The sequence below is a fragment of the uncultured Senegalimassilia sp. genome (genome assembly GCF_934632265.1).
In the GTDB taxonomy this organism is placed as follows: domain Bacteria; phylum Actinomycetota; class Coriobacteriia; order Coriobacteriales; family Eggerthellaceae; genus Senegalimassilia.
Genome location: NZ_CAKTYH010000170.1, coordinates 1 through 3,059, shown reverse-complemented (window position 1 = coordinate 3,059; position 3,059 = coordinate 1). Strand labels below are relative to the sequence as shown.

3 protein-coding genes are annotated in these 3,059 nt (G+C 67.5%); all 3 read left to right on the top strand.

Annotation, left to right across the window (positions count from 1 at the left end; all coding sequences use genetic code 11):
• Positions 1-508: cytochrome c3 family protein (locus tag Q0H50_RS09085; RefSeq protein WP_294421636.1), on the top strand; the 508-nt coding region annotated here is incomplete at its 5' end.
• Between the two features lie 54 nt (positions 509-562).
• Positions 563-1,054 (top strand): FMN-binding protein, encoded by a 492-nt coding sequence (locus Q0H50_RS09080; RefSeq protein WP_294421635.1) that lies wholly within the window; start codon positions 563-565, stop codon positions 1,052-1,054.
• A gap of 14 nt (positions 1,055-1,068) precedes the next feature.
• Positions 1,069-2,916, top strand: coding sequence for an FAD-dependent oxidoreductase (locus Q0H50_RS09075; protein ID WP_294421633.1), 1,848 nt, complete (start codon positions 1,069-1,071; stop codon positions 2,914-2,916).
• The last annotated feature ends 143 nt before the right edge of the window (positions 2,917-3,059 follow it).

Genomic DNA, 3,059 nt, shown 5'->3' with positions numbered 1-3,059 from the left:
CGTGGTTTTGATCGCCGCCATCGGCGGTGGCCTGGTGTGGCATGAGCAGCCGAGCTTCTGCAATGCCATCTGCCACGAGCCCATGGACTACTACGTGGACGGCTACTACGGCGAGGGCGATGCGGCCCATGCGCAGCTTGCCGTGGCGCATCAGCAGGAGGGCGTCACGTGCCTGCAGTGCCATGAGGCCACGCTTGAGGCCCAGGTCAACGAGGGAATGGCGTGGGTTTCCGGGTCGTTTGAGACGAACGCCGACGGCAGCCTGACCCCGCAGCTGATCACCGCGGACAAGCAGCAATGCGCCACCGCCGGATGCCACGACTGGAACGACGTGGTCGCCGCCACCGAGAACTGGGGCGGTCAGGCGGGCGTGAACCCGCACAGGTCGCACCAGGGCGAGGCCATCGATTGCAGCAACTGCCATAGCGTGCACGGCCAGTCGGTCATGTACTGCAACACGTGCCATAGCTGGGAGGTGCCGGAAGGCTGGAGCAGCCCGGCCAAGTAGCGCAGATCCGCTTGCCGCATTCAGGCAAGCCGGTTTCGGAAAGGAAGGACCGACATGAGGAAGACGACAGCAGCGGCCTGCGGCGCGACGGCGCTTGTGCTGGGGCTTTCGGGTTGCGGCGCATCGTTCGAGGGTTCGGGGTCCAAAGACGCCGCAAGCGCCGAGCAGCTGGCCATGCACGCCGACGATCCGTGGGACGCGGTAGTGCAGATCGACCCGGTCAAGAAGTGCGACACGCCGTTGCGCGACGGGGTGTACACGGGCACGGGCAAGGCCATGGCCGGCAACGTGACCGTCACGCTCCTGGTCGACGACAACCGCATCACGTGCCTGGAAACAACCCAAGACGGCGAGACGCAAAGCGTCGGCGGCTTCGAGGCGGTGCGCGACGGCACCTTCGCCAAGATGATCGAGGCCGCTCAGGGCTCGGACATCGACACCGTCAGCGGGGCCACCATCACCACCGCGGGCGTGAAGCAGGCGGTCGACAACGCCTTGGGTCAGGCGGCCGAAACGACCGCTGACCAGGCGAAATCGAGCAACTAGCGAAAGGGGAGGACATGAGCAAGCACGATAGCGAAGCGCGCGGCATCACGCGCCGCGGCTTTCTCAGCGCCGCCTGCGCCGTAGTGGGCGGCACGGCGGCCACGGCGGCCATGCCCGCGGCGGCGCTGGCTGTGGAGCAGGGCGTCATCGGCGATTGGGCGGCCGACGGCTCGAAGAACGTCGCCGTGCCCGATAGCGCCGCCACCAACGGCAGCGGCGCGGACGGCACGTACCGCGAGCACAACGCTGCGGCGTTCCCGGCGAACGACGCCACGCCCATCGCCCCGCGCGCGGTCCCCGAGACGTGGGACTACGAGTGCGACGTGTGCGTGGTGGGCGCAGGCGGCGGCGGTCTGAACGCGGCTGCGCGCGCCGCCGAGCTGGGCGCCGACGTCATCTGCGTGGAGGCGCTGGGTTTGCACGGCGGCAACGCGCAGTCCGCGGGCATGTGCGGCATCCTGGGCGGGTTCTCCGGCCAGAACAAGAAGCACTTCGCCTTCCCCAGCTACCCCTTCGACGCGCAGGCGCTGACCGATTGGGCCATGGACGAGTACCATTACGCTGCCGACCCGAAGCTGATCTACAAGATCGCCAGCGAAGGCGGCAAAAGCCTGGACTGGATGGCGGACTGCGGCGTGCGCTGGCGTTTGGGCGAGGTGCCGGTGTACGTGGCGCCGAAGAACTCCACGCTCGATCATCACGTGCTGAAGATGAAGGACGCCACCGACGCCATGTTCGCCTTCGGGCAGAGAAACGGCGTGCGCTACAAGTTCCAGTGCCCGGCAACGGCGCTGGTGCGCGACGATTCGGGGCGCATCGTGGGCCTGGTGGCGCGCGAGGATTTCGACCACGAGGTGTACATCCACGCCAAGGGCGCCGTCATCCTGACGGCCGGCGGCTTCTGCAACAACAAGGCGCTGCTGGAGAAGTACATCCCCACGGCGGCCATGGGCTGCGCATCGAGCTACCTGGTGGGCGGCGAAACGGGCGAGTGCTTCCGCATGGGCCTGGGCGCGGGCGCCGACGTGTCGGGCTTCAACAGCTCGGCCAGCTTCGACGGCGGCGTGGACTGGCAGGCCGAAGGCGGCCAGTGGGCGCGCTTCCTGTACGACGGTATGACGCAGCTTTCGCGCCAGCCGTGGCTGACCATCGACCGTTGCGGCAACCGCCTTCGCTACATGGACAGCCGCGTGGGCGAGGACGGCGCGAACGCCATCTACGCCCTGGGCGACCTGGCAACCATCCAGATGACGCCTCCGGGGCATCGCAGCTACATCATCTTCGACGCCGATTACGAGGATCACCTGGCGGGGTTCGCGCAGGAGCATTGCCGCAAGTTGCTCACGCCCGACCTGGAGCAGATCGACAAGGTGCCCGAGCATTACCGCGACTGGCACCACGGCGTGCAGGACGCCATCGACGCCGACGTGCTCAAGCGCCGCGACACGCTTGAGGAGCTTGAGGCCGACCTGGGCTTCGCGCCCGGCGTGCTCACCGAGGCGGTGGCGAAGTGGAACGAGTGCTGCGAACGCGGCGAGGACGACTTCATGTACCCCATGCCGCCCGAGTGGCTGCACGCCATCACCAAGCCGCCGTTCTACGGCTGCCGCATCGGCGGCAACCTGTACGGCACGAAGGCCGGCCTGCTGATCAACGACCAGATGCAGGTCATGGGCACGGACGGCCTGGTCATCCCCGGTTTGTACGCTGGCTGGCACACCGCCGGCGGCGCGTGCGGCGAGAACAGCTACATCGGCGACCCCATCCTGGGCTCGCTCATGGGCGACGTGGGACTGGCGTTTTGCGGCGGGTACCTGTGCGGCACCTCGGCCGTGGAGCACGAATTGCAAGGCGCGAAGTAGGGAAGGGGCGTGACGGAAATGAAGGATTCCATGCGCACGATGGCGCGACCGTACGCCATCTTGTTCGCCATCGCGCTGGTGGTGGCGGCCAACATCGCCTATCAGCTCTGCGCAAAGGCGGTCCCCAAGGAGATGGACGCGCT